A 26746-nucleotide genomic window follows, 5' to 3' on the forward strand; every position below is an offset into this window, starting at 1 on the left:
CCGCCAGAATGAGGAGCTTGACCATGGCCAGCTATGCAATCGGTGATATCCAGGGCTGTTTTGCGCCCTTTCAGCAACTGCTGCGCAAGATCGACTTTAATCCGGGCAAAGACACCTTGTGGCTGACGGGCGATCTGGTCAACCGCGGTCCGGAATCTCTCGAGGTGCTGCGCTGGGTCTATCGTCATCAGGATTGCGTGCAGACGGTGCTGGGCAATCATGATCTGCATCTGCTGGCGGTCTCGGAAGGGTTTGGCAAGGTGCATGCCAGCGACACCATTCTGGATATCCTGCATGCGGCAGACGGCAAGGTCCTGCTCGACTGGCTGCGTTGCCAGCCGCTGATGATTGCCGGCGACGGCTATGCCATGGTGCATGCCGGCCTGCTGCCGGAGTGGACCATCGATCGGGCGCTGGATCTGGCCGAAGAGGTGGAGAACGAGCTGGCCGGCCCGGGGTATCGCGAGTTCCTCGCCAGACTCTACGGCAACAAGCCGACGCGCTGGAGTGAGGAGTTGCGCGGTGTCGAACGCCTGCGGCTGATCGTCAATGCCATGACGCGCATGCGTCTGGTGACGCGGGATGGGGAAATCGACTTGTCATTCAAGGGTGAACTGGCCGATGCACCGGCCAACCTGATGCCCTGGTTTGCCGTAGAGCGACGCCGCAGCCAGGGGACGCCGATCATCTGTGGACACTGGTCTGCGCTGGGGCTGTTCGTGACCGACGAGATCCTGGCGATCGATACTGGCTGCCTGTGGGGGGGCAGCCTTACCGCACTTCGACTTGAGGATCGTCAGCTGTTTTCGCTTGAGTGTCAGGCGTATCAGGCAATTGCTTGAGGTTCGCGGCAATGTCGTGACGGGCCGCTTCGGCCAGCTCGAAACGGGTCAGCAGCGGCTCCTGACCGCTGACCAGGGGCTGGCCGTAGTGCAGCTCGACCGTGATCCGGCGCAGCTTCAGCATGCGGCACAGGCTCTGCCAGAAGGTGGTATCGCCGGCATAGGCCGGTGCGCTGGTGAGATTGCCCTGTTCGTCCAGGTAGCGCAGCGACACGGGTTGTACCGTGCTGCCGGCCAGGATGGCGGATTCGAACAGCGAGGACTTGAACGGCAGCATGTGATGTCCGGTGGTGGTCGTCCCTTCCGGGAAAACGCACAGGCAGTCACCCTGACGGAGGGACGCCGCCATGATCTGGTTCACCCTGCCGGCATCGCGCCGGTTGCTGCGATCAATGAACAGGGTGCCGCCCCGGGCGACCATCCAGCCGACGATCGGCCAGTGGCGGATTTCCATCTTGGCGACGAAGCGCGGCGGGGTACAGGCGGCCAGGGCAATGATGTCCAGCCAGGAAACATGGTTGGAGACCAGCAGGGTATTGCCCGGAAAACCCTGCGGCACCTGCCCGCTGACTTTCAGTTCCAGCCCGAGTGCACGCAGGAACTGTCGGCACCAACGGCGGGTAATCAGGGTTTGCTGCTCGCGTGACAGGCTTTGATAGCGGAAGGTCAGCAGCGAGAAACCGGTGAGAAAACGCCAGGCCATGCAGCTCAGGCGCAGCAGCCGGGTCGGAAGGGCGGTGTGGGGCAGGGTGGTCTTCAAGGCAGTACGATCAGTTGGTTCGGCAAATGATGCGCCACTCTAGCATGGTTGGCATTGTGGGCAATAGTACGAACTTCTTTGCCCTTGCCGGATATGGCAAATGGGTGTTGCGCAGTGCGGGCAGGGCAGACCGGCCCGATCATAAACCTGGTAGGTCTGCTGAAAATACCCCGGCTTGCCTTCGGCACTGACAAAATCGCGCAGGGTGCTGCCGCCGGCCTGAATGGCGCGCGCCAGCGTCTGCTTGATGATGGCGGCCAGGCTGTCGCATTCGGCACGCGACAGGCCACCGGCCTGGCGGGCGGGATGGATACCTGCGCTGAACAGGGCCTCGTTGGCGTAGATGTTGCCCACACCGACCACCACGTGATTGTTCATCAACATCAGTTTGATGGCCGTGCGTTTGCCGCGGGTGGCAGCAAACAGGGCGGCACCGTCAAAGCCGTCACCGAGTGGCTCCGGCCCCAGATCCCTGAGCAGCGGGTGGAATTCGAGCGGGCCGACATGCCACAACACGGCCCCGAAGCGGCGAGGGTCGCGGTAGCGCATCAGGCGCTCATCGAGAATGAAGTCCAGATGGTCATGCTTGCCGGGTGGCGCATCGGGGTCGACGATGCGCAGACTGCCGGACATGCCCAGGTGGATCAGCAGGCAGCCGGTATCAAAGTGCAGCAACAGGTATTTTGCCCGTCGCTCGACGGCACGCACACGCAGGCCGCGCAGGGTCTCGGCAAGATGTGGTGGCACCCGCCAGCGCAGGCGGTCTTCCCTTACCACGACATCGTGGATGGTTCGGTCTAGCAGCCAGGGCTCGACGCCGCGGCGGGTGGTCTCGACTTCCGGTAATTCGGGCATGGCTGAAGTGGCCCCAGAAAATGAAATGTTGGTCGTTACGCATGTTATTCTACCCATTCGCCAGAAAATGATTCCATGCTGATGAAATCGCTAAAACGCCCCCTGTTGCTGATTCTGCTTTCTTCGTTGACGGCTTGTGCCGTCAACCAGCCCCCCGCGCCCGCGCCCATGGCCCGCTCCGCGGCATCGGCATCTGCCGGTGTCCCGGACAGCGAGGTGGCGCGTTATCCGAAAATGGACCTGAGCCCCGAGTTGCTGTTTGGTGTCCTGGCCAGTGAAATTGCCGCCCAGCGCGGCGCCGTAGCCTCTGCCTCCGTGACTGAACTGACACTGGCGAAACAGACCCGGGATCCGCGTCTGGCAGAGCGGGCGGCGCAATTTGCCCTGGTGGCCGGCAATATGGATACCGCCAGCGAAGCCCTGCAACTGTGGTTGCAGATAGATCCGGACTCGCTGCGTGCGCGGGAGCAACTGATCGTGGTGACCCTGCGTACCGGCAAGCTGACTGAGTCTCAGCGGCTGATCGACGAGTTGCTGGCCAGGCAGCCGGACATGGCTTCGCCGGTTTTCCAGCAATTGGTACGTATGGTGCCGGGGCAGAAAGACAAGGCAGCGGCTTATGCCATGGTCGATACGCTGGCCAAGAACTATCCCGACCTGCCCGAAGCACGGTTTGCCCTGCTGACTGCGGCGGCAGACAGCGGCAAGACAGAGGTCGTTGATCAGGAGCTGGATCGGCTTGCGACGCTGGCGCCCAAATGGGATTTGCCCGTCGCCTGGCTGGCCGACCGGCTGCGCAAGGATCAGCCTCTCGCGGCCCTGGCCCTGCTGAAGAAGGAACTGGCCCGTCGCCCGGAGGCCTCCTTCGAAATGAAAATGGCCTATCCGCGCCTGCTGGTGTCGCAGAAGCAGTTTGTCGAGGCCCGGGCGGCTTTCGAGCGATTGTTGCCGCAATACCCGCGCCAGCCGGAGCTGCTGTATGCGACCGGTCTGCTTGCTTTCGAGCTGAATGACCTGCCGGCTGCCCGGCGCGATCTGGAGGCCGCGTTGGCAGAGCACTATCCGGATACCGGCTTTCTGACCTATTCGCTCGGGCAGATCGCTGAAGCCCAGGGGGATAATGCGGCCGCTTCGCGCTGGTATCTGCAAGTCCCGAAGGGCAGTCAGTACATGGCGGCCCAGGTCAGGCAGGCTTATCTGGAGGCCCAGGCCGGCCAGACCGACCAGGCCATCGCCCGACTGGGGCGGCTGGGCAGTTCGGCGGAGGAACGGCTGCAACTGACGCTGGCCAGCGCCGAGATTGCCCGTGAGGCCAAGCGCTACGATCTTGCCTATGCCATGCTCAGCGATGCCTTGAAACAGAGTGGTAAGCGGCCTGACCTGCTGTATGAGCGGGCGCTGATCTCGGATGCCCGTCAGGATACGGCCGCCGCCGAGCGCGATCTGCGCCAGGTGTTGAAACTGCAGCCGGAAAACCAGCAGGCCCTCAATGCCCTGGGCTATATCCTGACAACGCGCACCAACCGTTACCAGGAGGCTTATGGTCTGATCAACCGTGCGCTGCGTATCGAGCCCAACAACGCCATGATCATCGACAGCATGGGCTGGGTACTGTTCAAGCTGGGGCGCAGCGAAGAGTCACTGCAGTATCTGTCCCGTGCTTACAGTCTGCTGCCTGATCAGGAGGTGGCGGCCCACTATGGCGAGGTGCTCTGGTCGCTCGGTCGCCAGGATGAGGCGCGTGCGCTGTGGAACAAGGCCTTGCAGGCCGCTGGAACCCACCCGGCACTGGACGAGACCATGAAGCGTCTGACGGTGCAGCAATGAGGCACTGGTGGATACTCTGCCTGCTGGCGCTGCTGTCTGCCTGCGCCAGCAAGGAAGCCTTGTTCCGCCCGACCGCCGGCCAGCAGTCGTCGGTCGACAGTCCGTTCAGCGTCTCCGGGCGTCTGGCCGTGGATATGGCCGGGCGCGGGCACACCGCCAATTTCGAGTGGACGCACAGCGTGGCCAGTGATGAGCTGTCGGTCAATACCCCGGTTGGCACCACCGTCGCGCGTCTGCAGCGCGATGCCGCGGGCGTGACGTTGCAGGCCGATGGCAAGACCTGGCAGGCCCCTGACGTGGAGAGCCTGACCCAGGCACGTCTGGGCTGGCCGCTGCCGCTGGGCAATCTTGTTTGGTGGATTCGCGGGCGCCCGGCGCCGGGGGAGACCGAAGCCTACGATGCCGAAGGCAATCTGCTGCAGCAGGGCTGGCGTATCCGTTTCCTGAGTGACCCTGATGCGGCCAGTCCCTATCCGAAACGTGTTGACCTGAGCCGCGATGATCTGACCATCCGGCTGGTGACCTACCGCTGGCAATAATCTTTTGTACGTCATGCCCATGAATGCCTTTCAATCTTATCCGGCTCCGGCCAAGCTCAACCTGATGCTCAAGGTGGTGGGGCGCCGCAGTGACGGCTACCACCTGCTGGAAACCGTCTTTCGCTTTGTGGACTATGGCGATGACGTCCTGGTGGCGTTGCGCGACGATGGGCGCATCGTGCTGCACGACCCGATTCCCGGCGTGGCAGCGGAAGCGGATCTGACCGTGCGTGCGGCGCGCCTGCTGCAGAAGGAGACCGGCTGTCAGGCGGGGGCCGATCTGCGCGTCAGCAAGCGTATCCCCATGGGTGGGGGGCTGGGTGGCGGCAGCTCGGATGCCGCGACGGTGCTGATGGTGCTGAATCGTTTGTGGGAAACCGGTCTGTCTCGCGAGCGACTGATGGAAATCGGGTTGTCACTCGGTGCTGATGTGCCTGTCTTTATTTTCGGACAGAACGCTTTTGCGCGTGGCGTGGGTGAAGAACTCACCGCGCTCAGCCTGCCGGAAAAATGGTATGTCGTCCTGCATCCTGGTGTGCATGTGCCGACCGCTGAAATTTTTTCATCGCCCCTGTTGACAAGGGATTCCAAGCCAAGCATAATGCCAATCCTCGAAACGACGCAGCAAGCAGGAAACGATCTGCAAGGCGTTGTAATCAAGCTGTATCCGGCGGTAAAAAATGCGCTGGACGAACTAGGAAAATTCGGTTCGCCGTTGATGACAGGCTCGGGAAGTTGTGTTTTCCTAGAGTGTGGCAGCGAAAACGAGGCAGCAAGAATTTTTCGGCTAGTGTCAGAAAAGTACAACGGCTTTGTGGCCAAGGGGTTGGATCACCACCCGCTGTACGACACGGTCTGAGCAGATTACTGGGGAGTCGCCAAGTGGTAAGGCACCGGATTTTGATTCCGGCATTCGTAGGTTCGATCCCTACCTCCCCAGCCACAGTTTTCTCTATGCTAGAGAACCAGAATAAAAGCGTGTAAGTTTCCTTACACGCTTTTTCTTTATTCCAGTTGGGGCGACGACATGGCGGCATACGACAGTTTGATGGTTTTCACCGGTACGGCAAATCCGGAACTCGCACAAAATGTGGTAAAGCACCTCGATATCTCGCTCGGCAGAGCGGATGTCGGCCGCTTCAGCGACGGGGAGGTTGCCCTCGAGTTGCTGGAAAATGTCCGCGGTCGAGATGTGTTCATCCTGCAGTCCACCTGTGCCCCCACCAATGACAATCTGATGGAAATCCTGGCGATGGCCGATGCGCTGCGCCGGGCCTCTGCCGGTCGCATCACCGCCGCCATCCCCTATTTCGGCTATGCCCGCCAGGACCGTCGCCCGCGTTCGGCCCGCGTACCGATCTCGGCCAAGCTGGTGGCCAACATGCTGACCTCTGCCGGCATCGACCGCGTGCTGACCGTTGACCTGCATGCCGACCAGATCCAGGGTTTCTTCGACATGCCGGTGGACAACGTCTATGCCACCCCGGTGCTGCTGAAGGACATGCGCGCCCAGCGCATCGAAGACCTGATCGTGGTCAGCCCGGATGTCGGCGGTGTGGTCCGTGCCCGTGCCATGGCCAAGGCCCTGAACACCGACCTGGCCATCATCGACAAACGTCGTCCCAAGGCCAACGTGGCGGAAGTCATGAACATCATCGGTGACGTTTCCGGCCGTACCTGCCTGATCGTCGACGACATGATCGATACCGCCAACACGCTGTGCAAAGCGGCTTCCGCGCTGAAAGAGCGCGGCGCCCAGCGCGTGCTGGCCTATGCCACCCACCCGGTCTTCTCGGGCCAGGCGGTGGACCGCATCAGCCACTCGGACATCGACCAGGTCGTGATCACCGATACCATCCCGCTGACCGCCCAGGCGCTGCAGTGCGAGAAGATCCGTGTGGTCTCCATTGCCGGTCTGCTGGCTGAAACGCTGCGCAGGATCAACAACGAAGAGTCGGTTTCCTATCTCTTCAACGAAGAATTGGTTTCGTCGGGCGCCTGCCTGCCGTAACATGGCGGCCTGCGGGCATGCCGCGAATTTCCGGGCAACCGGAAAAACATTCCTCCAGCTGGTCGCGGCAGGGGGAATGCCTTTAACTTGAATGGAGTATTTCAATGTCTTACGAACTGATTGCTGCCAAGCGTGAAGAGATGGGTACGGGTGCGAGCCGCCGCCTGCGTCATGCTGGCAAATTGCCGGGCGTTATCTACGGTGGCGACAAGGCTGCCGAATCCATCGTCCTGGAACACAACCCGGTGTTCTATGCGCTGAAGGAAGAAGATTTCCACAGCGGCATCCTGACCCTGGTCGTGGATGGTCAGAAGGAATCCGTGCTGCTGCGCGACTTCCAGATGCACCCGTACAAGCAGCAAGTGCTGCACATCGATTTCCAGCGCGTTGACCTGAACGCCCCGATGCACGTACGTGTTCCGCTGCACTTCGTGAACGCCGATGCATCGCCGGCCGTCAAGGTTCAAGGCGCCAAGATCACCCACGTGGTGAACGATGTTGACGTTCGTGCCCTGCCGAACCAGATCCCGCACTTCATCGAAGTCGACCTGTCGACCATCGAAGCAGGCGCCTCCGTGCACCTGAGCGATCTGAAGCTGCCGGCTGGCGTCGAAATCACCCTGCTGGCCCGTGGCGACAACGCCGTGGTTGCCCAGGCTGTTGTGCCGCGCGGCGTGATTGAAGCGGCTGCTGCCGGTGAAGGCGAGGCTGCTGCCGAGTAATTTCGGCGACGGTCAAAGCCCGCTGCGTGCCCTTGCGGTTCGCCGCGGGCTTTTTACTGTATGGGGTTTTCCCCTGTTTGCGTGTTGAAGACACACCATGACAGCGATCAAACTGGTTGTCGGTCTGGGCAACCCCGGGCCTGAATATCAACGTACCCGCCACAATGCGGGCTTTTGGCTGTTGGACGAGCTGGCCTGGGACTACAAACAGACCTTCCGTGCGGAGAGCAAGTTCTTCGGCGAGGCGGCGCGAGCCAGCCTGCCGGGTGGTGGCGATCTGTGGCTGCTCAAACCGGCCACCTTCATGAATCTCTCGGGCCAGGCCGTCGTGGCGCTGGCGCGATTCTACAAAATCCTGCCCAATGAAATCCTGGTGGTGCATGATGAACTCGACCTGCCGCCAGGTAGTGCCCGCTTCAAGCAGGGCGGTGGCCACGGCGGTCATAATGGGCTGCGCGACATCATCGCCAAGCTGGGAACTCAGGACTTCTGGCGCTTGCGCCTGGGGATCGGTCATCCGGGCGATCGCAACGAAGTGGTCAACTTCGTGCTGAAAAAGCCGCGGGCAGAAGAGCAGACGGCCATCGATGAGGCCATCGTGGCGTCCTTGCGCGTCCTGCCGCAGGCCCTGGCCGGTGACATGGCCGGTGCCATGAAAACGCTGCACACCGCAGCCAAATGAATCTCGCGGGCAGTGAGTACACTGCCCGACAACGAAAGGAAAGCGCTCATGAGTCTCAAGTGCGGCATCGTCGGTCTGCCCAATGTCGGCAAGTCCACCCTGTTCAATGCCCTGACCAAGGCCGGCATTGAAGCGGCCAACTACCCGTTCTGCACCATCGAGCCGAACGTCGGCATCGTCGAAGTGCCGGATACGCGCATGGCGCAACTGGCGGCCATCGTCAATCCGCAGCGCATGCAGCCGGCCATCGTCGAATTCGTCGACATCGCCGGTCTGGTCGCCGGTGCCTCGCGCGGCGAAGGGCTGGGCAACCAGTTCCTGGCCAACATTCGCGAAACAGACGCCATCGTCAACGTCGTTCGCTGCTTCGATGACGAAAACGTGGTGCATGTTGCCGGCCGCGTCGACCCGATCTCGGACATCGAGACCATCGGCACCGAGCTGGCGCTGGCGGACCTGGCCACCGTCGAAAAAGCCATCCAGCGCGATGGCAAAAAAGCCAAGTCGGGCGACAAGGAAGCCATCAAGGCCATCGCCCTGCTGGAAAAGCTGCGCAGCCACCTTGATCAGGGCAAGCCGGCACGCAGCATGGGCCTGGATGTGGAAGAAATCGAGCTGCTCAAGCCCTACTGCCTGCTGACCATCAAGCCGGCCATGTATGTGGCCAACGTGGCGGAAGACGGCTTCCACAACAACCCGCACCTGGATGCATTGCAAAAGCTGGCTGATGCCGAAGGCGCTCCGGTCGTGGCGCTGTGTGCCGCCATCGAATCGGAAATTGCCGATCTGGATGATGCCGACAAGACCGAATTCCTCGCCGACATGGGCCTGGAAGAGCCGGGTCTGAATCGACTGATCCGTGCTGGCTACAAGCTGCTGGGCCTGCAGACCTACTTCACCGCCGGGGTGAAGGAAGTGCGCGCCTGGACCGTGGCCGTGGGCGCCACCGCCCCGCAGGCAGCCGGGGTGATCCACACCGACTTCGAGCGCGGCTTCATCCGCGCCCAGGTGATCAGCTTCGAGGACTTCGTGGCACTGGGCGGTGAAGCCAAGGCCAAGGAAGCCGGCAAGATGCGCGTCGAAGGCAAGGAATACATCGTCAAGGACGGCGATGTAATGCACTTCCTGTTCAACGTCTGACCCCTCGCCGTCCTCCGGGGCCGCGGTCGCACCTTGCTGTGTGTGGCCGCGGCCCTGTGCTTTCATGGCCGCACGTCATCGTGCAGATGCCAAAATCCTGGCCATAATTCCAAAGCCTCTGCTGCTCGCCGTGTGGACACTCTGATTTTCAATCAGATAAAGGCGAAAAAATGCTTTCAGTCTCTACCACTTTGAGTACTGCCGGTCTCCCTCAATCCGCTGCCGTTGCGCCGGACGTGGCTATCGCCCGCTATCGCTCTCATACCCTGACCATGCGCCCCGTTGCGGCCGCCGGCGATTTTGTGCGCGAGACATCGCTGCCCGATGAGACGGTCTGCCTGCGTTCGAACCCGGTCCGGCGGGCTCGCCCTGAGGGCATTCGCCAGTCGGCGGACTTGTCCACGGGCGTGGAGAGGAGGCCGGTTGGATCAAGGCTTGCCCCGCGCGCCAGACCGGGCGCGATTTGTATTGACGGACCATCCGGTAGCGTGACGCCGACGGAGGCCAGCAAGCAGATATTTAATGCGATGCTGGCCATGGCCATGTCGCCGGTCAAGGTGCGGTTTTCCCGTCTGTGGGACGCGTGTGCGCTTAACACGGACATGCGTCTCGCCTGTGCCCGGATGTTCGATGCCTTCCCGGACAAAGTCATGCGTTCTGCCACGGGAGAGGGCGTGTTTCGCACTTCGTTAGATCGTACCGCAGAAGTGTTCCGTGCATTCGCCAGCCCAGCAGTGGCTGCACCGTCGTCCGGACCCGCATCTGACCCAAATCCGGCATTGCTGGCAAAAGCCACGTTGCTGGAACAGTCGCATTTCATGAAGGATCTGTTGCAACAGGTGATCGGCAAGGTGCTGGGCAAACTGGACGACACGGCGGACCTGGGGCTGTGCATGCAATGGACGCATGTGCTGGATGACTATCTGCGGTCGGAGGGCGGTGCACATGAACGAAGTGCCGTGGATGGCTTTTCCCGACTGCTGGCGCAATTGAAGCACGATGGCCGGGGAAAGGCAGAACTCACGGAGCAATCGATGTGGACCAGCTCGGCGCTGATTCAGCCGGAACTGCAGTTTCAGCGTGCGGCGTTGAGCCCCGCCCTGGAGCAGGCCCTGACGCTACGGGGCGCGCTGCAACTGAACGTTAGGCCAGCGGGGTGAGCACAGGACAGCGGTTGAGGCAGCGCGCCTGTCAACGCCTGCCAGGACGCAGCCCTTCGCCAAAGTGGCGCCGATAGCTCTGAGCCAGTTGTCCGGCATGCCAGAAATCGTGCCGGGAGGCCAGCTCCGCCAGCGGGATGGCAGCCTGTGCCGGATCGCGCAGATCGCGGCGCAACGCCTGCAGCCGGATGGCATGAATCAGTGCCAGCGGCGTGATGCCCAGCGTTTCCTGTGTCAGGTTCTGCAGCGTGCGTCGTGTCAGGTAAAGACGCCGCGCCAGTGTCTGTACGTCATGGACGCCGTGCTGCTCATCGGCAATCAGCGCGCGCGCCCGCTCCATGACGGCCCAGTGGCGGGTGGGCGCCGGCAGGCTGGGCAGCCTGGTACTGGCCAGCAGACGCAACAGGCTCACCAGCAGGGGCTCGGTCTGGATTTCCAGTGGCGCGTGCTGCCGGTCGGGTGGCTGTGCCAGCAGCAGGCGCAGATGATGACCGAGATGCCAGTAGGCCTGCCCGGACAAGGGCAGGGCTGCCGGCGCGGCCGGCAGCTGACAGGGCAGGCCGTGACGTGCCGCGACCTCGCCCAGCCATGCCTGATCGACCACCAGCCCGAAAATGCCGAAGTCGCCCGGTGTGCGCAAATCGAAATCCTGCCCTGCCGGGCAGATCAGTAAAGGCTGCCCGCTCATGGGGCGCCCGGCATAGTGCAGTCCCACTACCTCGGGGTCCGAGGGCAGGCCGAACCAGATGGCCGTTCGCCAGGGCTGACACTGTTGCCAGGTGGCCAGGCTGGTGTATTCATGAAATAACTGCACCTGTCCGCTGCAGATTTCGTCCAGCTGACCGTGGAAGGGGCCATCACTCAGTTGCAGGTAGGCCTGTTGCCAGGCGCTGATACTGTTGGCCTGCTCATCCACGTCATCGAGCCGACGCTGTTGAAAGCGATTCATGTCTCACCCCAAATGACACGGTTTGGCTTCTGCCTTGCAAGCATCATGCCTGCAGCCATGCCCGGAGAGACCGCTCAGAGCGGGGGTTCTCCGCGGACCGTGACCGATTTCGGTGCATGCCGCCTTTTTGCGGTGCAGCATATTTTCCGATTTCTGATAACGTTGCCCGTCCGGCCATGCCTATGCTCATTGCGTCATTAACCTGTATGGGAGCAAGCAGATGAGTTCAGCACAAGGAGGACTGGCGCAGCGCCTCGGCCCCTGGCAGCTTTGGGGCATTGCCGTCGGGCTGGTGATTTCCGGTGAGTACTTCGGCTGGAGCTATGGCTGGGCCAGCGCCGGTACGATGGGATTCATGGTGGCGGCACTGGTGGTGGCCATCATGTATACCGCATTCATTTTCAGCTTTACTGAGCTGACGACCTCGATTCCGCATGCCGGTGGTCCTTTCGCCTATGCCCGGCGGGCCTTCGGTCCCCTGGGGGGCTTCATCGCCGGCCTGGCGACCTTGTGCGAGTTCGTCTTCGCACCGCCGGCCATTGCCCTGGCCATCGGCGCCTATCTGAACGTCCAGTTCCCCGAGCTGAGCCCCAAGTGGGTGGCCGTCGGCTGCTACGGGGTGTTCATGACACTGAATATCCTTGGCGTGAGCATTGCCGCGACCTTCGAGCTGCTGGTCACCGTGCTGGCGATTATCGAGCTGCTGGTGTTCATGGGCGTGGTGGCCCCCGGCTTTTCCTGGGCGCACTTTACCCAGGCGGGCTGGGCCGGACAGGATCAGTTTCATCCCGGCGCGCTGGCCGGCATGCTGGCTGCCGTGCCGTTTGCCATCTGGTTCTTTCTGGCCATCGAGGGCGCTGCCATGGCCGCCGAGGAGGCCAAAGATCCACAGCGCACCATTCCGGTGGCCTATATCGCCGGCATCCTGACGCTGGTGGTGCTGGCGCTGGGCGTCATGGTGTTTGCCGGCGGCGTCGGTGACTGGCGCACCCTGGCGAATATCAACGACCCGCTGCCTCAGGCCATGAAGCGCATCGTCGGCAGCCACAGCGGCTGGCTGCACATGCTGGTCTGGCTCGGGCTGTTCGGCCTGATCGCCTCGTTCCACGGCATCATCATGGGGTACTCGCGCCAGATCTTTGCCCTGGCCCGTGCCGGCTTCCTGCCGCCCTGGCTGGCCGCCGTGCATCCACGTTTCAAGACCCCGCACCGCGCCATTCTGGCCGGTGGCGTGATCGGCATCGCCGCGATCTTCAGCGACAACCTGATTGTGATTGCCGGGCAGCCGCTGACGGCCAATATCGTCACGCTGTCGGTCTTTGGCGCCATCGTGATGTACATCGTCTCCATGCTGGCGCTGTTCAAGCTGCGCCGCAGCGAACCGCTGCTGCCGCGCCCCTTCCGTGCACCGGCCTATCCGCTGGTACCGGCGATTGCCCTCAGCCTGTCCGTCGGCTGTCTGCTGGCCATGGTGTACTACAATCAGCTTCTGGCGGCGATTTTCGCCGTGATGTTGCTGGCCGGCTATGTTTACTATCGCCTGACTTCGCACCATCGTGCCGCCGCCGCACCGGATGCCTTGCTGGAAGGGAATCTGGCACCGGCAGAAACCCGTTAACTGCACAGGGCGGGCGTTACGGCGCCCGCAACCGTCATGGCTTATACCTCTACCGTTGGCGTGCGTCGCTACCAGTTTGCCGACCTGAAAACCTTGATGGCGAAAGCCACGCCATTGCGCGCGGGTGACTGCCTGGCCGGCGTGGCGGCTGAGACGGCTCAGGAACGCATTGTGGCGCGCATGTTGCTGGCGGATCTGCCGCTGGTCACCTTCCTCGAGCAGGCCCTGATTCCCTATGAGGCCGATGAGGTCACACGGCTGATCATCGACCGGCATGATGCCGTCGCCTTTGCCCCGCTGCGTCATCTGACCGTGGGTGATTTTCGCGACTGGCTGCTTTCCGAGCAGGCTGATGGCGACACGCTGGCCCGGGTGGCACCGGGGATCACGCCGGAGATGGCAGCGGCGGTCAGCAAGCTGATGCGTAACCAGGATCTGATTCTGGTGGCCAAAAAGTGCCGGGTGGTGACACGCTTTCGCAATACCCTCGGCCTGCCGGGCCATCTGGCGGTGCGGCTACAGCCTAACCATCCGACCGATGATGCCCGTGGCATCGCTGCCTCGATCCTGGACGGACTGATGTATGGCGCCGGCGACGCGGTCATCGGCGTCAATCCGGCCAGCGACAGTCTGAGCGCGATTCACGACCTGCTGTACCTGATGGACGGTATTCGCGCGCGTTTCGAGATCCCGACCCAGACCTGTGTGCTGACCCATGTGACCAATACCCTGGAACTGATCCGTCGCGGTGCGCCGGTCGATCTGGTTTTCCAGTCCATCGCCGGCACCGAGGCGGCCAATGCCGGATTCGGCGTCAATCTGGCCTTGCTGGGCGAGGCGCGCGAAGCTGCCTTGTCGCTGCAACGCGGAACGCTGGGCAATAACGTCATGTATTTCGAGACCGGGCAGGGCAGTGCCCTGTCGGCCAATGCACATCATGGTGTCGATCAACAGACCTGCGAGGCCCGTGCCTATGCGGTTGCTCGCCATTTCCAGCCGCTGCTGGTGAATACCGTGGTCGGCTTCATCGGCCCGGAATATCTGTACGACGGCAAGCAGATCATTCGTGCCGGGCTGGAGGATCACTTCTGCGGCAAGCTGATGGGACTGCCCATGGGCTGTGACATTTGCTACACCAATCACGCCGAGGCCGATCAGGACGATATGGATACCCTGTTGACCTTGCTCGCCACGGCCGGGATCAATTTCATCATCGGTGTGCCGGGGGCTGATGACATCATGCTCAATTATCAGAGTACCTCGTTCCATGATGCGCTCTACGTGCGTCAGCTGCTCGGCTTGCAGCGTGCCCCCGAGTTCGAGGCCTGGTTGCAGCGAATGCAGATTGCGCGCGCGGATGGCTCCCTGTTGCCCCCCGACAATGGCATCCCCTTGCTGGCGATGAGCCGGGAGCTGGCATGAGCGACAAGGCCATCCAGCCAACGGCCAGCCGCCAGGACCCCTGGCAGGCGCTGAGCAGTTTGACGCCGGCACGGATTGCGCTGGGGCGCAGTGGCGGCAGCCTGCCAAGTCGTGAAGTGCTGCGCTTTACCCTGGCCCTCGCCGAGGCCCGTGACGCGGTTCATGCTGAGGCCGACTGGGCCGCCATCGCCAAGGCGCTGTCATCGCATGGTTTTGCCTCGGTGCCGGTTTGCAGTCAGGCCGGTGACAGAAGGATCTATCTGCAACGGCCCGATCTCGGTCGGCGCCTGTCGGCGGACAGTCTGCAGACATTGCAGCGTTTGCCGCAGGCTGAACTGGTGTTTGTCATTGCCGATGGTCTGTCGGCGCAGGCGGTCGAGCGGCATGCGGTCCCCTTGCTGTGCGAGGCAAGACCGTTGTGGCAGGATGCCGGCTGGCGGTCCGGTCCTGTGGTGTTGGCCAGCCAGGCGCGGGTGGCGCTGGGGGACGAGGTGGGGCAGGCGCTCGGCGCTCGCATGGTGGTGCTGCTGGTCGGGGAGCGGCCGGGCCTGTCTTCTCCTGACAGCCTGGGCATCTACCTGACGTATGCGCCGCAAGTCGGCCGACTCGATGCTGAGCGCAACTGTCTGTCCAATGTCCGTCCCGAAGGCCTGCCGGTAGGTCTGGCAGCCAGGAAGCTGGCCTGGATGCTGACGAGGGCACGGGAGCTGGCGCTGACCGGAGTCGGGCTGAAGGACGAGAGCGATGTGCTGGTGGTCCGCGCGGATGGCGGCTGAAGACGGCAGAAAAGCAAAACCGGCCATCAGGCCGGTTTTGCTTTGATCACGCCAGTTCGGGCTGGTGAGCGTACATGCGTTCGATCATGTCGCGGCAGCGCTCGGTAATGACCTTGCGGCGCAGTTTGAGGGTCGGCGCCAGTTCGCCCTGATCAACGCACCAGGCACGGTCCAGCAGGGTGAACTTGCGGATATGCTCCCAGCTGCCGAAGTAATGATTGAACCGCTTGATTTCGCGGTCAATCAGGTCATGCACCTTCGGATGCAGCGTCATGTCATGATCGGAGGTATAGCAGATACCCTGATCGGCGCACCATTCGCGCAGCTTGTCGAACAGCGGCACAATCAGCGCGCTGGGGTATTTCTCCCCGTCGCCCACCACCATCACCTGATCGATGAAGGCCGACTCCTTCAGCTTGTTTTCGATCGCCTGCGGGGCGATGTACTTGCCGTTGGAAGTCTTGAACATTTCTTTCTTGCGATCGGTGATGCGGATATAGCCCTGTTCCATGACACCGATGTCACCCGTGTGCAGCCAGCCACCGCGCAAGACCTCGGCGGTCAGTTCCGGCTCCTTGTAATAGCCTTCCATGACGTTGTCGCCACGCACCAGGATCTCGCCATCGTCGGCAAAGCGCACTTCCACGCCCGGCATCGGGATGCCGACGGTACCAATGCGCACGCCCGCGGCATTGAACGGGTTGGCGGCAATCACCGGCGCCGATTCCGTCATGCCATACCCTTCGCTGACCACCACTCCGCACGCCCAGAACAGACGTGCCAGCCGGGGTTGCAGCGCAGCGGAACCGACGTTGATCCAGCGCAGTTCGCCGCCCATGGCCTGGTACCACTTGTTGAATACCAGCTGACGGGCAATGGCGTAGCGGGCCTTGTCGAACAGCGAGTAACGCGCATTCGGTTCGTAGTGTTCGGCCAGGTGCAGTGCCCAGATATACAGCTTGCGGGTGACACCGCTCAGCGTGCGCGCCTTGCCGGCCAGCTTCTCGTAGACCTTTTCCAGTACGCGCGGGACCGCGCTGAAGGTATGCGGCCGAACCTCGGACAGCGTCGAGGACAGTTGCTCGACCGTACTGAAGTACACCCCGGTGCCGGTGTGCAGATAGTAGTGTACGCAGGCACGCTCGAAGATATGCGACAAGGGCAGGAAGCTGATGGCGCGGCAGGTTCCGCGTGGCAGGCCGGTGTGTGCCGCTGATGAGCGTACGGTCGAAACCACGTTGCGGTGCGAGAGCATGACGCCCTTCGAGCGACCGGTGGTTCCGGAGGTGTAAATGATGGTGAAGATCTCGTCTTCGGTGATGGCATCGCGGCGGCGGCTCAGTTCGTCCTGGTCGCCCTCCCTGCCGGCTTCCAGCAACTGGCGCCAGGAGGGGGCGCCGGCTACCTTGCCAAAGGCGAAGATCGGCAGGGCGGCAGGCTCGGTGGCTGCGACCAGCTTGTCATGCTGGGCCGTATTGCCGGCAAAAGCCAGTTTGACCTCGGCGTGGGCAAGGATATATCTTGCATCATCAAGCGTGCAGGTAGGATACAGCGGTACGCTCACGGCGCCGATCTGCTGCAGGGCCAGGTCAACCAGCGCCCACTCCAGACAGTTTTCCGCTGCGATCGCGACACGGTCGCCCGGTTCGATGCCATGGTGCATCAGGCCAAGGCTGAGCAGGTCCACGGTTTTCACCGTTTCTGCGGTCGACATCACCGTCCAGGATTTGCCATTCTTGCCACACAGGCAATCCTTGCGGGGAAAGCGGTCGAGCTGTTGCTGCAGAAAGTCAAAAGCGCGGGTTTGCGTCATGCCGGCGGTACTTGATTTTGGAAACGCCGCACATTAACGCGAAAGTGATTCAGTGTAAAGAAATCTTCATGATTAAATTGCCTGAAATCAACATCCTGCCTCTGTTTGATGCGTTGTGCATGGTAATTGCATGGCACAAATGCATTATGCAAAATGATTGGGCTGGCCGGTGTCTGACCGTCCTGCCCGGCAACCTCCAGGTGAAATCATCATGAAATTTGCCACCAAGGCGATCCACATCGGTTATGACAGTGAAGAGCATGGCCATGCCGTCATGCCGCCCATTTATCAGACCTCGGCCTTTGCCCATCCCGCGCTGGACAGCAAGCTGCCCTTTTCCTACGCCCGTACCGGTACGCCGACCCGGGCGGCGCTGGAGGCCAATCTGGCTGCACTGGAAAATGCGGCGCATGGTCTGGCTTTTGCCAGTGGCATGGCCGCCATCGATGCCGTGATGCGTGCAGTGCTCAAGCCCGGAGACGAAGTGATTGCCCAGCAGGACGTGTACGGCGGCGCCTACCGGCTGTTGACCAAGGTGCTGGCGCCGGCCGGCATTAAGGTGCATTTTGTTGATCTGTCCGATCCGGCCGCCCTGAGCGCCGCGCTGACGCCGGCGGTCAAACTGCTGTGGCTGGAAACGCCGAGCAATCCCTTGCTCAAGCTGGTCGACATCCAGGCGCTCAGTGCCCTGGCGCATCGGCAGAATGTGGTGGTGGCCGTCGACAACACCTTTGCCACACCTTATCTGCAGAACCCGCTGGATCAGGGCGCCGATGTGGTGGTCCATTCGGCGACCAAATACCTGGCCGGCCATTCCGACGTGCTGCTCGGACTGGTGGCCGTCAATGACAGCGAGCTGTTTCAGGCCATCCGGTTTATCCAGAGTGCCTCGGGCGGCGTACCCGGGCCGCAGGATTGCTTCCTGACTCTGCGCGGCATCAAGACGCTCGCCCTGCGCATGGAGCGCCATTGCGACAATGCCGAGGTGGTCGCCCGCTGGCTGTGCCAGCAAGCCTCGGTGGAGAAGGTCTTCTTCCCCGGGCTGCCGGCGCACCCCGGCCATGCACTGGCCGCCAGGCAGATGAAGCGCTTTGGTGGCGTCATTACCATCTACCTGAAAGACAACACCCGCGAGGCGGCCGGTCGGGTGGCCCAGCGTCTGCAGTTGTTTGCCCTGGCCGAATCACTGGGGGGCGTGGAGTCGCTGGTCAATCACTCCGCCAGCATGTCGCACGGCGCCATGCCGGCCGAGCTCAAGCAGCAGCTTGGTGTGCGCGAGGGGCAGTTGCGTCTGTCCATCGGCATCGAGGATATCGACGACATCCTGGCGGATCTGGCGCAGGCGCTGGCTGAATAATCCAGCCATTGGCGTTATGATCTCGGCTTGATCTGCTTTCAGGTGATGCAGCATGACGATTCTGGTGACCGGCGGAGCCGGCTTTATCGGTGGCAATTTTGTGCTCGACTGGCTGGCCGGCAGCGATGAGCCGGTGGTCAATCTCGACAAGCTGACCTATGCCGGCAATCTCGAGACCCTGTCCTCGCTGCGCCATGATGCGCGTCATGTCTTCGTGCAGGGTGATATTGGTGACCGCTCGCTGGTCGCGGCGCTGCTGGCGCAGCATCAGCCGCGTGCGGTGCTCAATTTTGCCGCCGAATCGCATGTCGATCGTTCGATCCATGGTCCGGGTGAATTCATTCAGACCAATGTTGTCGGTACCTTCCATCTGCTGGAGGCGGTTCGTGCCTACTGGCAGGACCTGCCGGCCGGCGAACGGGAGGCATTCCGCTTCCTGCACGTTTCCACCGACGAGGTCTATGGCTCGCTGGCGCCGGAAGATGCGGCCTTTGTCGAAAGCAGCCGCTACGAGCCAAACAGCCCTTATTCCGCCAGCAAGGCCGCCTCGGATCACCTGGTGCGCGCCTGGCACCATACCTATGGCCTGCCGGTACTGACCACCAATTGCAGCAATAACTACGGCCCCTACCATTTTCCGGAAAAGCTGATTCCGCTGGTGATCCTCAACGCCCTGGCCGGCAAGCCGTTGCCGATTTATGGCGATGGCCGGCAAGTGCGCGACTGGCTGTACGTCAAGGACCACTGCAGCGCCATTCGCCGTGTGCTGGCCGCAGGAAAACTGGGGGAAACCTATAACGTCGGTGGCTGGAACGAAAAAACCAATCTGGAGGTGGTGCATACCTTGTGTGCCACGCTGGATGCGCTCAGTCCCCGTGCCGATGGCCAGTCCTATGCCAGCCAGATCACCTTCGTTCAGGATCGCCCCGGTCATGACCGCCGCTATGCCATTGATGCGCGCAAGCTGGAAAGCGAGCTGGGCTGGAAACCGCAGCAGACCTTTGACAGCGGTATCCGTCAGACGGTGCAGTGGTACCTGGCCAACCAGGACTGGGTGCAGAACGTGGTGAGCGGGCACTATCGCGACTGGGTGGCAAAGCAGTACGGGGATCGCGCATGAGCCGGATCCTGCTGACCGGTGTCAGTGGCCAGCTGGGGCATGTCCTGCAGACAGCGCTGGCTCCGCTGGGTGAGGTACATGCCGTGAGCCGGGCCGAGATGGACCTGGCCGATGCTTCATCGATCCAGGCCCGGCTCGACCAGTGGCAGCCGGCCATCATCATCAATCCGGCGGCCTATACGGCGGTCGATCGAGCAGAAAGCGAAGAGGCTCAGGCCATGGCGGTCAATGCGCACGCCCCGGCGGCCATGGCGCAGTGGGCGGCCCGCCATGACGCGCTGCTGATGCATTACTCCACTGATTATGTGTTTGATGGTCAGCTGGACAGGCCATACCGCGAGGAGGATGCCACGGCTCCGCAGTCGGCCTATGGCCGCAGCAAATGCCGGGGAGAGGAAGCGATTCGGGCCAGTGGCTGCCGTCATCTGATTCTGCGTACCAGCTGGGTGTTTGGCGCGCATGGTGGCAACTTCCTCAAGACCATGCTGCGACTCGGCGCCGAACGCGAGCAGTTGCGCATCGTGGCGGATCAGTTCGGCGCCCCGACCTCCACGGCGCTGATCGCCGAGGTGAGCGCGGCCATGCTGCAGCAAGCCATCGCCGCAGCGGATTCGCTGCCTCTGGGGACCTATCATCTGACGGCGCAGGGACGCACCAGCTGGTGTGACTATGCCCGTTTCATTTTTGCCGAAGCCCGTCTGCGCGGGGCCCCGCTCATGGTGCGCGAGGTCGAAGGCATTCCGGCATCGGCCTATCCACTGCCGGCGACCCGTCCGGCCAACTCCTCGCTGGATTGCCACAAGCTGATGCAGGATTACCGCCTGACGCTGCCGGACTGGCAGGCAGGGGTGCGCCAGGTGCTGGATCAGTTGCTGCCATCCCGGCGCTAAAGCATTTCAGCCGTTCTTGTCCCGAGGAGGCTCATGTCTGGGCGGCAGATCCCCCTGCCGGCGATGTCGCTGCCACATCAGACCGAGCGAGCGCAGGGCGATGCCGCCGCCGCTGATGACCAGCGCCAGCACCAGCGGTGCGGCCACCAGATAGGGAAAGAAACCGACCAGCAACGCCGTGGCCAGCAGCGCCAGCCCGATCGACAGGAATGAGGCGGCCTCACTGCTCTCCACCGGGCGGGTGCCGCGCACCACGGCGCCCAGTGCGTCACTGATGCGTGCCGCCTGGCGCGCGGCGGCCGAGGCTCGCCGGGCGTTGGTGCCCGGATGCATCAGTTCAAGGACAGACTGTGCCAGGTCCACTTCTCGTGGTGCCGACAACTGAGGCCGGCGCCGCGAGCCTTTCAGTACGATCTCGGTTGATTGCGCCAGATCCTCGATAAACTTCACGGCCATGGCACTGGCAATGCCCTCGTCCTCAATGGCAACATCCAGCTCGCGATTGGCCAGCCAGCTGGAGAGATTCAGGTTGCTGGAACCGATGCGGGCCCAGCGGCCATCGGCCACTGCCGTTTTGGCATGCACCATCGGCCCGTTCCATTCAAAGACCCTGACCCCGGCTTCGAGCAGCGGACGGTACAGCGTGCGCGACACCGTGGCGATCCAGCCGATGTCGCTGGAGCGCGGTACCAGCAGGCGCACGTCCACCCCGTCCTTGGCCGCCTGTTTCAGTGCCGACAGATACAGGCTGGTGCCCATGAAGTAGGCATCAGTCAGCCACAGCGTCTTGCGTGCGAAGCTGGTGATCAGCAGGTCCAGCCGCATCATGTGTGCCGTGCTGGGGGTGGTGGCGATCAGGCGCACGGCAACCGGTGCCGGCTGGTGCGCGATGGGCGCAGGGGGGAGCGGGGGAAGCTGAAGGGCGGGGCCACAGCTGACCCAGCTGTCGGCAAAGGCGGCGACGGCCTCATCCACCACCGGTCCCCTGAGCGCCACGCCAGTGTCGCGCCAGGGCTGCAGGTGGCGCCGGGCATCTCCCTCCCAGCGTGAGCTGATGCACAGGCCGGAAACGAAGGCCAGCTGACGGTCGACCACGATCAGCTTGCGATGATTGCGCCCCAGCAAACCCAGTCCGCGCAGCGGATTGATCGGGTTATAGGCGCGCACCTGGGCGCCGGCCAGACGCAGTGGCTTGAAAAAACCGCGCCAATGCTCGCGCCAGCAACCCAGTGCATCGTAGAGCAGATACACCGCCACGCCGTTCATCGCCTTGTCGATCAGTGCCGAACGCACGCGCCGGCCATAGTCGTCATCCGCGAACAAATACATCTCGATCAGGATCGACTCGCTGGCCGACTCGATGGCCTGCAGCCAGGCGGGGAAGTTCTGCGTGCTGTCGAACAGCAACTCAACCTGATTGCCATTGATTAACGGCGCACCGGCCGAGCGGGCAAAAGCCTGGTCGGCCAGCAGGCGAATCGAACGTTGGTCGGTCTCGGTGCTCGGCGGATGAGTCATGAAATTGGCGAATTGTTAAACAATATTCAAGTCTGACAGCGAACTACCCCGTAGCCTGATGCTATCTGCATGAGTATGCAATGTTTTTATGATTTAACTTTAGCGTAAGTTCAGGTGGAAATATGGCCAAATTTTGTGCGAATGCCATGCAAAAAATGCGCCAAACCAGGGCTTAGCTAAATGATTTTAAATAATTAATGCACCGCACAAATAATGTGTTGCGACGGTCAAATGTTGCACTTAGAATCGATGTCATTACATCTGGATAATAACAGGGCAATCACCATGGACAGACAACGTTGGCTGGAGGGTACTTTATACCAACCCGACTTTGAACAGGACAGTTGCGGTTTCGGCCTGATCACCCAGCTGGATGACAAACCCAGCCACTGGATCGTCAAGACCGCCATTGAATCACTGGCCAAACTGACGCACCGCGGTGCCGTGGCGGCCGATGGCAAATCCGGTGACGGCTGTGGCCTGCTGTTCAAGAAGCCGGATGGCTTCCTGCGCGAGGTGGCCGCGGCAGAGGGCATCACCCTCAAGGCGGTGTATGCCGCCGGCCTGGTGTTCCATCATCCGGACACGGCGCAGGGGCTGGCCAGCATCGCCGCCCTGCGTGGCGCCATCGAGGGCCAGGAACTGGAGTACGCCGGCCTGCGCCAGGTGCCGGTCGATCCCGCCGCCTGTGGTGAGTATGCCCTGCAAACCCTGCCGTCCATCGGTCAGGTGTTCGTCAACTGCCCCTTCGGCATGGACGAGCTCACCTTCCAGCGCCGTTTGTACATGGCACGCCGGCAGGCCGAAAAGGCCAACAAGGCACAAGACAGCTATTTCTACATTCCGACCCTGTCGCCGCACACCCTGTCTTACAAGGGGCTGGTGACACCGGACAATCTGACCCGCTTCTTCCTCGACCTGCAGGACGAGCGTTTCGAATCCAGCCTGGCGGTGTTCCACCAGCGCTTCTCGACCAATACCTGGCCGCAGTGGAAGCTGGCACAGCCTTTCCGCTATCTGGCGCACAACGGCGAAATCAATACCGTACAGGGCAATCGCAACTGGGCCCGGGCACGCGAACGCATCATGGCTTCGCCCCACCTCGACATGGAACAGGTGCGTCCGATCGTGCAGACCGACGGTTCGGACTCGATGAGTCTGGACAATATGCTGGAAGGCCTGCTGATGGGGGGGATCGGCCTGTTCCGTGCCCTGCGTCTGTTGGTGCCGCCGGCCTGGCAGAATGGCGACAGCACCGACAAGGATCTGCGCGCCTTCTACGAATTCAACTCCATGCATATGGAGCCCTGGGACGGTCCGGCCGGCATCGTGCTGACCGATGGCCGCTATGCCGCCTGTATTCTCGACCGTAATGGCCTGCGTCCGGCACGCTGGGTGCTGACCCGCGACAACATCCTGACCATTGCCTCCGAAGTCGGTGTCTGGGACTACAAGCCGGAAGACGTGGTTCGCAAGGGGCGTGTCAAGCCCGGCCAGCTGTTTGCGGCCGATCTGCAAACCGGCGAACTGCTGATGCCGGAAGAGATCGACGCCCAGCTCAAGAGTGCCAAGCCCTATCGCCAGTGGATCAAGGACAATGCCAAGTATCTTGAATTGTCGATTGACGACGACTCCACGCTGGAGCCGATGCCGGCTGATGAGCTCGCCACCTTCCAGAAACTGTACAACCTGACACGCGAAGAGCGAGACCAGATCCTGCGCGTGCTGGCCGATGATGCCCAGGAACCGGTCGGCTCGATGGGCGACGATACCCCGATGGCGGTCCTGTCCGGCCAGGTGCGTTCGCCCTTTGACTACCTGCGCCAGCAATTCGCCCAGGTGACCAATCCGCCGATCGACCCGATCCGCGAAGCCGTGGTGATGTCGCTCAATTCGGTGTTCGGTCCCGAGCGCAATATGTTCGACGAGAGCGCCGAGCACGCCAAGCGACTGGAAGTCCGCTCGCCAGTGCTGTCGCACGAGAAGTTCCAGCGTGTTACCACCCGCCCCGAGCCCTATCTCAAGGCGACCTCGTTCGATCTGTGCTACGACCCGGCCGAGACCGATCTCAAAACCGCCATCGAGCAACTGGCCCAGCACGTGGTCGAGGCCGTGCGCGAAGGGACGGTGATCGTGGTGCTGTCCGACCGCCACATTACTCCGCAGCGCTTGCCGATCCATGCCCTGTTTGCCACCGGTGCGGTACACCATGCCCTGATCGACAGTGGCCTGCGCTGCAAGACCAATATCGTGGTCGAGACCGCCACGGTGCGTGACGCGCACCAGATGGCCTGTCTGATCGGCTTCGGTGCCACGGCGGTCTACCCCTATCTGGCCTACCAGTCGATCATCGACCTGGTGCATCGCGGCGACCTGCAGCTCAAGGTCAACGAGGCGCTGCAGCACTATCGGCGCGGCATCAACAAGGGCTTGCTCAAGGTGCTGTCCAAGATGGGGATTTCCACCATCGCCTCCTACCGCGGCGCCCAGCTGTTCGAAGCCGTCGGCCTGAACGACGAAGTGATCGCCCTGTGCATGAAGGGCACGGTCAGCCGTATTGGCGGTGCCGATTTCGCCGACTTTGCCGACGACCAGAAAAAGCTGGCCCGTCAGGCTTTCAATCCGCTGCGCGATATCAAGCAGGGTGGTCTGCTCAAGTACGTGCATGGCGAGGAATATCACGCCTACAACCCGGACGTGGTGATGACCCTGCAGGAGGCCGTGCAGAACGACGACTACAACGCCTATCTGCGCTATGCCGAACTGGTCAACCAGCGGCCGGCGGCCATGTTCCGCGATTTGATGCAACTGAAGCTGGCCGATCAGCCGGTCAGCCTTGACGACGTTGAACCGGTGGAAAGCCTGCTCAAGCGCTTCGACTCGGCCGGTATGTCACTGGGTGCGCTGTCACCCGAGGCCCATGAGGCGCTGGCCATTGCCATGAACCGCCTCGGCGGTCGCTCCAACTCCGGCGAAGGCGGCGAAGACCCTGAGCGCTACGGCACCGAGAAGATGTCGCGCATCAAGCAGGTGGCCTCGGGCCGCTTTGGCGTGACCCCGCACTACCTGGTCAATGCTGACGTGCTGCAGATCAAAGTGGCGCAGGGTGCCAAGCCGGGTGAAGGCGGCCAGCTGCCGGGCGACAAGGTCTCGCCGCTGATCGCCCGTCTGCGCTGCTCCAAGCCGGGAATCAGCCTGATCTCGCCGCCGCCGCATCACGACATCTACTCGATCGAAGACCTGGCCCAGCTGATTTTTGACCTGAAACAGGTCAATCCGCAGGCGCTGGTGTCGGTCAAGCTGGTGGCCGAGCCGGGGGTCGGCACCGTGGCCGCCGGGGTGGCCAAGGCCTATGCCGATCTGATCACCATCTCCGGTTACGACGGTGGGACCGGCGCCTCGCCGCTGACCTCGGTCAAGTACGCCGGTTCGCCCTGGGAACTGGGGCTGACCGAAGCCCAGCAGGTGCTGCGCGCCAATGGCCTGCGCGGCCGGGTGCGCGTGCAGACCGACGGTGGCCTGAAGACCGGTCTGGACGTGGTCAAGGCTGCCATCATGGGCGCCGAAAGCTTCGGCTTCGGGACCGGCCCGATGATTGCCCTGGGCTGCAAATATCTGCGCATCTGCCACCTCAACAACTGCGCCACCGGTGTCGCTACCCAGGAACTCAAGCTGCGTTCGAAGTACTTCACCGGCCTGCCTGAGCGGGTGATGAACTACTTCCTGTTCGTGGCGCGTGAAACCCGTGAATGGATGGCCCGCCTCGGTGTGACCCGCATGGAAGACCTGATCGGCCGCTTCGATCTGCTGGAACTGCTGCCCGGTGAAACCGCCCGACAGCAGAAGCTGCAGCTTGGTGCGCTGCTGAGTCAGGGCAGTATCCCGGCCGATGTGCCGCGTTACTGTACCGAAGCCTCCAATCCCTCCTTCGACAAGGGCGAGCTGGCGGAAGAGGTGCTGCGTGCCGCGGCACCGGCCATCGAGCAACGTCAGATGCTGCGTCTCGAATTCCCGATCGACAACGTCAACCGCTCCATGGGGGCGCGCCTGTCGGGTGAGATCGCCCGCAAGCATGGTGCCGCCGGCTTGCCGGATGGCTGCCTGACGGTAAAGTTCACCGGCTCCGCCGGCCAGAGCTTTGGTGTGTGGAACGCCCCCGGCCTGCATCTGGAGCTGGAAGGCGACGCCAACGACTACGTCGGCAAGGGCATGGCCGGTGGCCGGGTGGTGATCTACCCGCCCAAAAACGCTGCCTATGTGGCGCATGAATCGATCATCATCGGCAATACCTGCCTGTATGGCGCCACCGGTGGCCAGCTGTACGCGGCCGGCGTGGCCGGTGAGCGCTTCGGCGTGCGCAACTCGGGGGCGCTGGCGGTGATCGAAGGTGCCGGCGACCATTGCTGCGAGTACATGACCGGTGGTTGTGTCATCGTGCTGGGCGAGGCCGGCTACAACTTCGGTGCCGGCATGACCGGCGGCTTTGCCTTCGTCTACGACCCGACGGAGAAGTTCGCCTACCGCTACAACAACGAACTGATCGACATTCACCTGATCAACGGCGAAGCCATGGGCACCTACCGTGCCTTCCTGCTGGAGAAGCTTGCCCGCCACGTCGAACTGACCGGTTCGGAGATGGGGCGCAAGATGCTGCAGGACTTTGACGACTACGTGGATGACTTCTGGCTGGTGAAGCCCAAGGCGGCCAAGCTCGACAGCCTGCTGAAAGATTGATGAGGTGAATC

Annotated in this window: 21 protein-coding genes and 1 tRNA gene; 17 read left to right on the forward strand and 5 right to left on the reverse strand. The window is 62.3% G+C overall.

Annotated features, from left to right (window positions below):
* The first annotated feature begins 23 nt into the window (after nt 1-23).
* Nucleotides 24-842, forward strand: coding sequence for a symmetrical bis(5'-nucleosyl)-tetraphosphatase (locus AACH39_RS14110; protein ID WP_215778486.1), 819 nt, complete (start codon nt 24-26; stop codon nt 840-842).
* Here AACH39_RS14110 and AACH39_RS14115 read toward each other — a convergent pair.
* Nucleotides 772-1602, reverse strand: a complete 831-nt coding sequence (locus AACH39_RS14115) for a lysophospholipid acyltransferase family protein (RefSeq protein WP_215778484.1) — start codon at nt 1600-1602, stop codon at nt 772-774. The two genes, AACH39_RS14110 and AACH39_RS14115, sit on opposite strands and share 71 nt — an antisense overlap.
* Before the next feature lie 39 nt (nt 1603-1641).
* Nucleotides 1642-2457 carry a bifunctional DNA-formamidopyrimidine glycosylase/DNA-(apurinic or apyrimidinic site) lyase gene (mutM, locus tag AACH39_RS14120; RefSeq protein WP_215778481.1) on the reverse strand — a complete coding sequence of 272 codons (816 nt, stop codon included), beginning with the start codon at nt 2455-2457 and terminating at the stop codon, nt 1642-1644.
* An 81-nt stretch (nt 2458-2538) separates the two neighbouring features.
* Here mutM and AACH39_RS14125 point away from each other — a divergent pair, with 81 nt between their 5' ends.
* The 9 genes from AACH39_RS14125 to AACH39_RS14165 all read left to right on the forward strand — a co-directional run bounded on the left by AACH39_RS14125 (nt 2539) and on the right by AACH39_RS14165 (nt 10538).
* On the forward strand, nt 2539-4284 hold the full coding sequence (locus tag AACH39_RS14125; protein ID WP_338620441.1) for a tetratricopeptide repeat protein: 1746 nt from the start codon (nt 2539-2541) through the stop codon (nt 4282-4284).
* Nucleotides 4281-4823: a lipoprotein insertase outer membrane protein LolB gene (lolB, locus tag AACH39_RS14130; protein ID WP_215778476.1), complete on the forward strand. Its 543-nt coding sequence runs from the start codon at nt 4281-4283 to the stop codon at nt 4821-4823. The genes AACH39_RS14125 and lolB overlap by 4 nt, the downstream gene beginning before the upstream one ends.
* Before the next feature lie 19 nt (nt 4824-4842).
* A complete protein-coding gene (gene ispE, locus AACH39_RS14135; protein WP_215778474.1) occupies nt 4843-5682 on the forward strand; it encodes a 4-(cytidine 5'-diphospho)-2-C-methyl-D-erythritol kinase in 840 nt (279 codons plus the stop codon).
* A 9-nt stretch (nt 5683-5691) separates the two neighbouring features.
* Nucleotides 5692-5766, forward strand: a tRNA-Gln gene (locus AACH39_RS14140).
* Nucleotides 5767-5850: 84 nt separating this feature from the next.
* Nucleotides 5851-6834: a ribose-phosphate pyrophosphokinase gene (locus AACH39_RS14145; protein ID WP_215778472.1), complete on the forward strand. Its 984-nt coding sequence runs from the start codon at nt 5851-5853 to the stop codon at nt 6832-6834.
* A gap of 104 nt (nt 6835-6938) precedes the next feature.
* Nucleotides 6939-7556, forward strand: coding sequence for a 50S ribosomal protein L25/general stress protein Ctc (locus AACH39_RS14150; RefSeq protein WP_215778470.1), 618 nt, complete (start codon nt 6939-6941; stop codon nt 7554-7556).
* A 97-nt stretch (nt 7557-7653) separates the two neighbouring features.
* Complete coding sequence (gene pth, locus AACH39_RS14155; protein WP_215778468.1) at nt 7654-8238, forward strand: aminoacyl-tRNA hydrolase; 585 nt, start codon at nt 7654-7656, stop codon at nt 8236-8238.
* A gap of 48 nt (nt 8239-8286) precedes the next feature.
* Nucleotides 8287-9378 (forward strand): redox-regulated ATPase YchF, encoded by a 1092-nt coding sequence (ychF, locus tag AACH39_RS14160; protein ID WP_215778466.1) that lies wholly within the window; start codon nt 8287-8289, stop codon nt 9376-9378.
* 236 nt (nt 9379-9614) lie between these two features.
* On the forward strand, nt 9615-10538 hold the full coding sequence (locus tag AACH39_RS14165) for a hypothetical protein (protein WP_338620442.1): 924 nt from the start codon (nt 9615-9617) through the stop codon (nt 10536-10538).
* A 31-nt stretch (nt 10539-10569) separates the two neighbouring features.
* On the opposite strand, the gene AACH39_RS14170 is transcribed toward AACH39_RS14165, so the two are convergent.
* Nucleotides 10570-11487, reverse strand: coding sequence for a helix-turn-helix domain-containing protein (locus AACH39_RS14170; protein ID WP_215778461.1), 918 nt, complete (start codon nt 11485-11487; stop codon nt 10570-10572).
* Nucleotides 11488-11707: 220 nt separating this feature from the next.
* Here AACH39_RS14170 and eat point away from each other — a divergent pair, with 220 nt between their 5' ends.
* Genes eat through eutC form a run of 3 tightly spaced genes read left to right on the forward strand, consistent with a single transcriptional unit; the run spans nt 11708 to nt 15303 of the window.
* The gene (gene eat, locus AACH39_RS14175; protein ID WP_215778459.1) at nt 11708-13105 is read left to right on the forward strand and encodes an ethanolamine permease; all 1398 of its coding nucleotides are present in this window, start codon (nt 11708-11710) and stop codon (nt 13103-13105) included.
* 36 nt (nt 13106-13141) lie between these two features.
* Nucleotides 13142-14527, forward strand: coding sequence for an ethanolamine ammonia-lyase subunit EutB (locus AACH39_RS14180; protein ID WP_215778447.1), 1386 nt, complete (start codon nt 13142-13144; stop codon nt 14525-14527).
* Entirely contained in the window at nt 14524-15303 is a 780-nt protein-coding gene (eutC, locus tag AACH39_RS14185) for an ethanolamine ammonia-lyase subunit EutC (RefSeq protein ID WP_338620443.1), read from the forward strand. The genes AACH39_RS14180 and eutC overlap by 4 nt, the downstream gene beginning before the upstream one ends.
* A gap of 46 nt (nt 15304-15349) precedes the next feature.
* On the opposite strand, the gene AACH39_RS14190 is transcribed toward eutC, so the two are convergent.
* Nucleotides 15350-17116, reverse strand: coding sequence for a long-chain fatty acid--CoA ligase (locus AACH39_RS14190; RefSeq protein WP_215778443.1), 1767 nt, complete (start codon nt 17114-17116; stop codon nt 15350-15352).
* 211 nt (nt 17117-17327) lie between these two features.
* Here AACH39_RS14190 and AACH39_RS14195 point away from each other — a divergent pair, with 211 nt between their 5' ends.
* From AACH39_RS14195 to rfbD, 3 genes are read left to right on the forward strand one after another with little or no spacing between them, the layout of a single operon-like run.
* Complete coding sequence (locus AACH39_RS14195) at nt 17328-18473, forward strand: PLP-dependent aspartate aminotransferase family protein (RefSeq protein WP_215778441.1); 1146 nt, start codon at nt 17328-17330, stop codon at nt 18471-18473.
* Nucleotides 18474-18525: 52 nt separating this feature from the next.
* A complete protein-coding gene (gene rfbB, locus AACH39_RS14200; protein WP_338620444.1) occupies nt 18526-19593 on the forward strand; it encodes a dTDP-glucose 4,6-dehydratase in 1068 nt (355 codons plus the stop codon).
* A complete protein-coding gene (rfbD, locus tag AACH39_RS14205; protein ID WP_338620445.1) occupies nt 19590-20483 on the forward strand; it encodes a dTDP-4-dehydrorhamnose reductase in 894 nt (297 codons plus the stop codon). Before rfbB ends, rfbD begins: the two co-directional genes overlap by 4 nt.
* Nucleotides 20484-20489: 6 nt before the next feature.
* Here the strand turns inward: rfbD and AACH39_RS14210 are convergent, their stop codons facing one another.
* Nucleotides 20490-22001: a phospholipase D-like domain-containing protein gene (locus tag AACH39_RS14210; protein ID WP_215778432.1), complete on the reverse strand. Its 1512-nt coding sequence runs from the start codon at nt 21999-22001 to the stop codon at nt 20490-20492.
* Nucleotides 22002-22286: 285 nt separating this feature from the next.
* Between AACH39_RS14210 and gltB the strand changes: the two genes are divergently transcribed.
* Nucleotides 22287-26735 carry a glutamate synthase large subunit gene (gene gltB, locus AACH39_RS14215; RefSeq protein ID WP_215778430.1) on the forward strand — a complete coding sequence of 1483 codons (4449 nt, stop codon included), beginning with the start codon at nt 22287-22289 and terminating at the stop codon, nt 26733-26735.
* Nucleotides 26736-26746: the final 11 nt, after the last annotated feature.

It is taken from the genome of Paludibacterium flexuosum (genome assembly GCF_037076605.1).
In the GTDB taxonomy this organism is placed as follows: Bacteria; Pseudomonadota; Gammaproteobacteria; order Burkholderiales; family Chromobacteriaceae; genus Paludibacterium.

Excerpts from the sequence above, each read along its gene's own strand:
- AACH39_RS14210 (WP_215778432.1), bottom strand. The coding sequence starts at position 22,001 with ATGACTCATCCGCCGAGCACCGAGACCGACCAACGTTCGATTCGCCTG.
- mutM (WP_215778481.1), bottom strand. The coding sequence starts at position 2,457 with ATGCCCGAATTACCGGAAGTCGAGACCACCCGCCGCGGCGTCGAGCCC.
- rfbD (WP_338620445.1), top strand. The coding sequence starts at position 19,590 with ATGAGCCGGATCCTGCTGACCGGTGTCAGTGGCCAGCTGGGGCATGTC.
- AACH39_RS14170 (WP_215778461.1), bottom strand. The coding sequence starts at position 11,487 with ATGAATCGCTTTCAACAGCGTCGGCTCGATGACGTGGATGAGCAGGCC.
- AACH39_RS14125 (WP_338620441.1), top strand. The coding sequence starts at position 2,539 with ATGAAATCGCTAAAACGCCCCCTGTTGCTGATTCTGCTTTCTTCGTTG.
- rfbB (WP_338620444.1), top strand. The coding sequence starts at position 18,526 with ATGACGATTCTGGTGACCGGCGGAGCCGGCTTTATCGGTGGCAATTTT.
- ychF (WP_215778466.1), top strand. The coding sequence starts at position 8,287 with ATGAGTCTCAAGTGCGGCATCGTCGGTCTGCCCAATGTCGGCAAGTCC.
- gltB (WP_215778430.1), top strand. The coding sequence starts at position 22,287 with ATGGACAGACAACGTTGGCTGGAGGGTACTTTATACCAACCCGACTTT.
- AACH39_RS14190 (WP_215778443.1), bottom strand. The coding sequence starts at position 17,116 with ATGACGCAAACCCGCGCTTTTGACTTTCTGCAGCAACAGCTCGACCGC.
- AACH39_RS14145 (WP_215778472.1), top strand. The coding sequence starts at position 5,851 with ATGGCGGCATACGACAGTTTGATGGTTTTCACCGGTACGGCAAATCCG.
- eat (WP_215778459.1), top strand. The coding sequence starts at position 11,708 with ATGAGTTCAGCACAAGGAGGACTGGCGCAGCGCCTCGGCCCCTGGCAG.
- ispE (WP_215778474.1), top strand. The coding sequence starts at position 4,843 with ATGAATGCCTTTCAATCTTATCCGGCTCCGGCCAAGCTCAACCTGATG.
- eutC (WP_338620443.1), top strand. The coding sequence starts at position 14,524 with ATGAGCGACAAGGCCATCCAGCCAACGGCCAGCCGCCAGGACCCCTGG.
- AACH39_RS14195 (WP_215778441.1), top strand. The coding sequence starts at position 17,328 with ATGAAATTTGCCACCAAGGCGATCCACATCGGTTATGACAGTGAAGAG.
- AACH39_RS14180 (WP_215778447.1), top strand. The coding sequence starts at position 13,142 with ATGGCTTATACCTCTACCGTTGGCGTGCGTCGCTACCAGTTTGCCGAC.
- pth (WP_215778468.1), top strand. The coding sequence starts at position 7,654 with ATGACAGCGATCAAACTGGTTGTCGGTCTGGGCAACCCCGGGCCTGAA.
- AACH39_RS14150 (WP_215778470.1), top strand. The coding sequence starts at position 6,939 with ATGTCTTACGAACTGATTGCTGCCAAGCGTGAAGAGATGGGTACGGGT.
- lolB (WP_215778476.1), top strand. The coding sequence starts at position 4,281 with ATGAGGCACTGGTGGATACTCTGCCTGCTGGCGCTGCTGTCTGCCTGC.
- AACH39_RS14110 (WP_215778486.1), top strand. The coding sequence starts at position 24 with ATGGCCAGCTATGCAATCGGTGATATCCAGGGCTGTTTTGCGCCCTTT.